Raw genomic sequence first — 4,912 nt, 5'->3', positions numbered from 1 at the left:
GTATTGGGTCCATTCCAGCACGAAGGCATAGCCGAGCCAGCAGGCGACGAAGAATAACAGGGCGAGTATGTCCGGCAGGCTAAACAGCATCTTGCACCCTTGGCGACGGCACGATTGGGAACCGTGCGCGAAATACAACCGCTGATTGGTTTCTTGACGGTGTATTAGACTAAAGTCGTACGCGATACGCGTGCATCACAGCTGCGAAGGCGCTCCGGCGCTTCGCGCAGTGCGGCCCTCCGCAGCACAGGATGGAGACGGCCTATGGCACAAGAACAGACTCGGCAATCTGAATCGATGGTGACCACCACCCTGTGGATCGCCGCGTCGCTTGTGGTGGTTCTGGTCGTTGCGGTCTACATGGCCATGTAACTCCCGTTTTTCGTGCCGGTGAGACGGCGGCGTGGCATCTCCACGCCGCCTTTGTCTTGAATGCGGCACGACATTCTGGAAAAGAGGGTTGCGACAGCCAAGAGGGCGCGCGATGCCTCAGTCCATCACCAAGAGCGTCAAGTCACTCGTCGAGGCGGCCGAGAGCCAGATCGAGAATTTGTCGGTCGAGCAAGCGCTTTCGCTTCACGGCCGTGAAGACGTGGTGCTGGTGGATATCCGGGACATTCGTGAATTGCAGCGGGACGGCCGGGTGCCCGGCGCCTTCCATTGTCCGCGCGGCATGCTCGAGTTCTGGATCGACCCCGAGAGCCCGTATCACAAGCCGGTCTTCGCGCAGGACAAGAAATACGTCTTCTTCTGCGCGGGCGGCTTGCGCTCGGCGCTGGCCGCACAGACCGTGCAAAGCATGGGGTTGAAGCCGGTCGCGCATATTCGCGGCGGCTTCGGCGCTTGGAAAAAGGCGGGCGGCCCGGTCGAGGAGATGCCGGCCAAGGCCTGACTCCATTCGCCTGCCTCATTGCCTGCATCATATGTTTTCACTTGCGCGTGCGCCGAGGCGGCCGCATTGAGGAAGCATTGGTCCCGCATCGAGAACCCGCGATGTCGCTCAAGCTCATCATTGGTAATAAGAATTATTCCTCATGGTCGCTGCGGCCGTGGATCGCCATGCGGCACGCCGGGATTGCCTTCGAAGAGGAGGTGATCCCGCTTTACGAGCCGGGCAGTCGCGAACGCGTCCTGACATATTCGCCCGTTGGCAAGGTCCCGATCCTGATCGATGGCGACATGACGATCTGGGAGTCACTTGCCATCCTCGACCATCTCGCCGAGCGCTTCCCGAAGGCGCAGCTCTGGCCGGCCGATCCCAGGGCGCGCGCGCATGCGCGAGCCATTTCCGCTGAAATGCATGCGGGCTTCGGTCCGCTGCGCCGGCATTGCCCGATGAATATGCGGCGCGTGAGCCGCAAGCGCGAGCTGACCGCCGAGGTCGCGGCTGACGTCCGGCGCATCGAGGACATCTGGACGGATTGCCGGCGGCGGTTCGGGGAGGGCGGCCCGTTTCTGTTCGGCGCCTTCAGCGCGGCGGACGCCATGTATGCGCCGGTGGTGTCGCGCTTTGCGAGTTACGCCATCGGCGTGGGCGCTGCCTGCGAAGCCTATATGACCGCAATGATGGCGCTGCCCGCCTGGCAGGAATGGCGATCGGTTGGCGTTGCGGAACCCTGGGTGATGCCGGGCAACGACGTCGATTGAGACTTCCGCCGGACCTGAACCGCATCGCTGCCCCAAAAAACAGAAAACCCGGCATGTGCCGGGCTTCCCATCCGATGCGCGACGCCGGGAGTACATCCGTCCCGCTGCGCATCGAAACTTGAGCGATTGTTGCAACAAAGTATTAACGAATCGTGACAGTCCGGCCCCAATCCGGGGCGCGAAAGCGTTCCGCCGGGACGCTGGGTCCCGGCGGGTCGGTGCTTTCCGAGCTTAGGCGTCGATCACCGCGACGATCTTGTAGGTGCTCGGCTCGATGATGATGATCTCGTCCTCAACCAGAACGAAGCGGTATCCACGCCACTGCGGGTAGACTTCCACCACAGCCGGCGGCAACGCGTGCAGCGTGACGCTTCGCGGCACGACCGTGCCGACCGAAACGTTGAAGTTGACGTTGGTCGCCTTGCTGACCTTCGTCTGCTGGATGCTGCTCTTGATCTTCGTGCGCTGTTCGGTGGTCAGATTGGCGCTGCCTGACGAGCCTGCCGCACCTTGGCCGGTCGTCGCGTCGCGCCCGGACTTGGTATCGGCCGCGTCCTTGTTGCGGTCGGATTTGGCGCCGGCTGCGTTTCTGTCAGCTTTTGGAGCTGACTTATCCTGCGCGCGATTATCGGGCCTGGTGCCTTGGTCCTGCGCACCGCGCTGCTGCTTCTGATCACCCTTGATGTCCTGCTGTGCACGCGCCGGCGGGGCTTCCTGGCGCTGTTGAATATCGCTGCCGCCCGGACGGGACGAAGGTGCGGATTGTTGCGCTGGCGATGTGCTTTGCGGTGCAGCGGATGGGCTGCTCGCCGGCCCGCCAGCCGGCCCGCCCTTGTCCTGGGCAACGGCCAGACCGCTGCCTGCGATCAGCGCAGCCGCGGAAATGGAAATCAGTAATCGAGACCTCATGGATGACTCCTCTCTGTGTATTGGACGAGCCCCGTGCTCCGGAACAGGCCGGTCGTCGTGCAGTGAACGCACCGGCGGTGGCAGCGTTCCGGTTCCGGTCAGATCAGAGCGCCTGCACGCGGCGGCTGCTTCCGTCGTGCTTATGGCCAATCAGGCAACGGCGCGGCATAGTTTCATCGCTGTGGGAATCAGGAGGGGCGTTGTGGCTCGCATTGATTCGAGTGTCGACATTCGCTCACGCGAGTTCCGCGCCAATGCCGCGCAATGGCAAGCGCTGGCAGACGAACTGAGGGAGGCGAGGGCTACCGCTGCGCTCGGGGGAAACGAGAAGGCGCGCGAGCGCCATGTGTCCCGAGGCAAGCTGCTGCCGCGCGAGCGGGTGATGCGGCTCATCGATCCGGGCTCGCCGTTTCTCGAACTTTCGCCGCTCGCAGCCTACGGAATGTACGACGATCAGATTCACGCCGCCGGTCTGATCACCGGGATCGGCCGGGTTGCGGGCCGCGAATGCATGATCGTGTGCAACGACGCAACCATCAAGGGCGGCACCTATTATCCGATGACGGTGAAGAAGCACATCCGCGCGCAGGAGATCGCGCGCGAGAACCGGCTGCCCTGCATCTATCTCGTCGATTCCGGTGGCGCCAATCTGCCGAACCAGACCGAAGTGTTTCCAGACCGCGATCATTTCGGCCGCATCTTCTACAACCAGGCGACGCTCTCCGCTGCCGGGATTCCGCAGATCGCGGTGGTGATGGGCTCCTGCACGGCAGGCGGCGCCTATGTGCCGGCGATGTCCGACGAAAGCATCATCGTGAAGAACCAGGGAACGATCTTCCTCGGCGGCCCGCCGCTTGTGAAGGCCGCGACCGGGGAAGTCGTTTCAGCGGAAGATCTCGGCGGCGCTGACGTGCATACGCGAAGGTCCGGCGTTGCCGATCATCTCGCCGCGAATGACGAACATGCGCTGGCTATCGCGCGCCGCATCGCCGCCAATCTGAACACGGTCAAGCGCGTCGATATTCCAGTGATCGCCCCGCGGGAGCCGTTGCACGACGCCGCCGAACTGGAGGGGCTCGTGCCGACGGACCTGAAGAAGCAATATGACATCCGTGAAGTCATCGCCCGCATCGTCGACGCTTCCGAATTCGACGAATTCAAGAAGCTCTATGGCACGACGCTCGTTACCGGGTTCGCGCACCTTCACGGCATGCCGGTCGGCATCATCGGGAACAATGGCATTCTCTATTCCGAGAGCGCGCTGAAGGCGGCGCATTTCATCGAATTGTGCTGCCAGCGGCGCATCCCGCTTTTGTTCCTGCAGAACATCGTCGGCTTCATGGTAGGCCGCGACTACGAGGCCGGTGGCATCGCCAAGGACGGTGCCAAGATGGTGACAGCGGTCGCCTGCGCGCGGGTGCCTAAGATCACGTTGATCGTCGGCGGTTCATTCGGGGCTGGAAATTACGGGATGTGCGGCAGGGCGTACGGCCCGCGCTTTCTCTTCACCTGGCCGAACGCGCGCATCTCGGTGATGGGCGGCGAGCAGGCGGCCTCCGTGCTGGCGACGGTGCGTCGCGATAATATCGAGGCTGCCGGCGGCAAATGGAGCGAGATCGAGGAGGAAGAATTCAAGCAGCCGATCCGCGATCAATATGAGCGCGAGGGCAGCCCGTATTATGCGACCGCGCGGCTGTGGGACGATGGCATCATTCTGCCGACCGAAACGCGGCGCGTGCTGTCACTCGCCTTGTCCGCGGCCTTGAATGCGCCGGTCGAGGAAACCAAATTCGGGGTGTTCCGGATGTGAGGACGGAACCTCGCGGTCCGGAACGAGAAAACAAGCATGGAGGCCACCATGTACCGTGTCTATTCCGGCCCGCCCGGCTCCGAACGCCTGAACCCGCTGGAAAAGGGCCGTCATCTGTTCAAGGAATTCGGCACCATGGACGAGGCGATGGGCTTTGCCCAGCATCTCAAGACGACCGGCCGCGTCGCCTTGCTGCTCGAGGGCGATGACGGCACACATCTCGATCGCTCCGCGTTGACCAAGGCACTGGTCCATCGTGGCAGCGAGCAGGTGCAGGGCCGCAACTGATATCGAAGCGGTGCGCGCTTGCAGTGATCGTCGCGAACACGCATCCTGCGGTTCTCGATTAGCAGGAGTTCGCGATGGCTTCACCCGGCTACACCACAGCCTTGATCGTCGGTGCAGGATCGGGGCTTAGCGCCTCGCTCACCCGTTTGCTCGCAAGCAACGGGTTGAAGATCGCGCTGGCCGCCCGTTTGCCCGACGATCTCGCGGGACTGTCGGCGCAGACTGGCGCGAAAGCCTTTCGCTGCGATGCGTCGAAGG

Annotated in this window: 5 protein-coding genes and 1 pseudogene; 5 read left to right on the top strand and 1 reads right to left on the bottom strand. The window is 63.0% G+C overall.

Annotation, left to right across the window (positions count from 1 at the left end; genetic code table 11):
* The first annotated feature begins 484 nt into the window (after positions 1-484).
* On the top strand, positions 485-892 hold the full coding sequence (locus VN004_RS01050; RefSeq protein ID WP_325606252.1) for a rhodanese-like domain-containing protein: 408 nt from the start codon (positions 485-487) through the stop codon (positions 890-892).
* Between the two features lie 101 nt (positions 893-993).
* Positions 994-1,647, top strand: a complete 654-nt coding sequence (locus VN004_RS01045) for a glutathione S-transferase family protein (protein WP_325606251.1) — start codon at positions 994-996, stop codon at positions 1,645-1,647.
* 231 nt (positions 1,648-1,878) lie between these two features.
* On the opposite strand, the gene VN004_RS01040 is transcribed toward VN004_RS01045, so the two are convergent.
* Positions 1,879-2,628 carry a DUF1236 domain-containing protein gene (locus VN004_RS01040; RefSeq protein ID WP_325606250.1) on the bottom strand — a complete coding sequence of 250 codons (750 nt, stop codon included), beginning with the start codon at positions 2,626-2,628 and terminating at the stop codon, positions 1,879-1,881.
* A 130-nt stretch (positions 2,629-2,758) separates the two neighbouring features.
* On the opposite strand from VN004_RS01040, the gene VN004_RS01035 reads away from it, so the two are divergent.
* From VN004_RS01035 to VN004_RS01025, 3 genes and pseudogenes are all read left to right on the top strand, one after another.
* Positions 2,759-4,366 (top strand): carboxyl transferase domain-containing protein, encoded by a 1,608-nt coding sequence (locus tag VN004_RS01035; protein WP_325606249.1) that lies wholly within the window; start codon positions 2,759-2,761, stop codon positions 4,364-4,366.
* 48 nt (positions 4,367-4,414) lie between these two features.
* The gene (locus VN004_RS01030; protein ID WP_325606248.1) at positions 4,415-4,654 is read left to right on the top strand and encodes a hypothetical protein; all 240 of its coding nucleotides are present in this window, start codon (positions 4,415-4,417) and stop codon (positions 4,652-4,654) included.
* Positions 4,655-4,728: 74 nt separating this feature from the next.
* Positions 4,729-4,912, top strand: a pseudogene (locus tag VN004_RS01025) (oxidoreductase); the annotation flags it as partial.

The sequence above is a fragment of the Pseudorhodoplanes sp. genome (assembly GCF_035565855.1).
GTDB lineage: Bacteria > Pseudomonadota > Alphaproteobacteria > Rhizobiales > Xanthobacteraceae > Pseudorhodoplanes.
Note: the sequence above shows the minus strand (reverse complement) of the source record. Positions and strands in the feature narration are given on the sequence as shown.

What these genes read in the sequence shown, in the direction of transcription:
- VN004_RS01050 (WP_325606252.1), top strand. Translation starts at nt 485, where the DNA reads ATGCCTCAGTCCATCACCAAGAGCGTCAAGTCACTCGTCGAGGCGGCC.
- VN004_RS01030 (WP_325606248.1), top strand. Translation starts at nt 4,415, where the DNA reads ATGTACCGTGTCTATTCCGGCCCGCCCGGCTCCGAACGCCTGAACCCG.
- VN004_RS01045 (WP_325606251.1), top strand. Translation starts at nt 994, where the DNA reads ATGTCGCTCAAGCTCATCATTGGTAATAAGAATTATTCCTCATGGTCG.